This is a genomic window from Bradyrhizobium sp. PRIMUS42 (genome assembly GCF_023006515.1).
In the GTDB taxonomy this organism is placed as follows: Bacteria; Pseudomonadota; Alphaproteobacteria; order Rhizobiales; family Xanthobacteraceae; genus Bradyrhizobium.
The window spans coordinates 1-811 of sequence record NZ_JALBGZ010001342.1 but is presented as its reverse complement, the minus strand read 5'-3'; the positions used below and the strand labels follow the sequence as shown (position 1 = coordinate 811).

The 811-nt window shown below is 65.5% G+C and carries 2 protein-coding genes; both read left to right on the top strand.

Going from position 1 to position 811, the window contains the following annotated elements; genetic code table 11:
* Window positions 1-212, top strand: a 212-nt coding sequence (locus tag MOV75_RS40200) for a MarR family winged helix-turn-helix transcriptional regulator (RefSeq protein ID WP_247008391.1), incomplete at its 5' end; no start/stop codon positions are given.
* A 12-nt stretch (window positions 213-224) separates the two neighbouring features.
* Window positions 225-811, top strand: a 587-nt coding sequence (locus MOV75_RS40195) for an enoyl-CoA hydratase-related protein (protein ID WP_247008390.1), incomplete at its 3' end; no start/stop codon positions are given.

Here is an 811-nt window from a genome sequence, read left to right as displayed (position 1 = left end):
AGCTGATCGAGCGGCGGCCCGATCGCGAGGACGGACGCGCCTGGCGGATCTGGCTGACGCCGAAGGGACGGACCGCGTTGGCGCAGGCGAAGGCCAGCGCTGCCGAGGTCAATGCGGCGCTGACGGACGGATTTACAGCTGCGGAGATCGACATCGTCGCGCGCTGGCTGGCGAGCATTCAAGACAAGTTTCCGAGAAGTTCAGACGACTAAAAGGAGAGACCGATGACCGAGCATGTCCGGATCGAGAACAACGGCGGAATTCTCACCCTCACACTGGCGCGTCCCGACAAGAAGAACGCGCTGACCGATGCGATGTACGGCAAGCTCGCCGACGCAATCGAATCCGCCGAGTTCGATCCGTCGGCCCGCGTGATCCTGATCCGCGGCGAGGGCGACATGTTCACCGCCGGCAACGACGTCGGCGAATTTGCCGCGGTCGCAACCGGCAAGTCCGAAGGCAGCCGCAACGTATGGCGCTTCATCCAGTCGCTGGCACGCTGCACAAAACCGCTGGTCGCCGCGGTGCAAGGCCGCGCCGTCGGTGTCGGCACCACGATGCTGCTGCATTGCGATCTCGTCGTGCTCGCCGACAACGCGCAATTGTCGACGCCTTTCGTCAGCCTCGCGCTGGTGCCGGAAGCCGCCTCCAGCCTGTTGATGCCGGCGCGCATCGGCCATGCCCGCGCTTATGAGATGTTCGCGCTCGGCGAGACCGTTCCCGCCAAGTCGGCGCTGGAATGGGGCCTCGCCAATCGTGTGGTGCCGCTCGACAAGCTCGATGCCGAGGCGCTCGCGCTGGCGCAACGTCT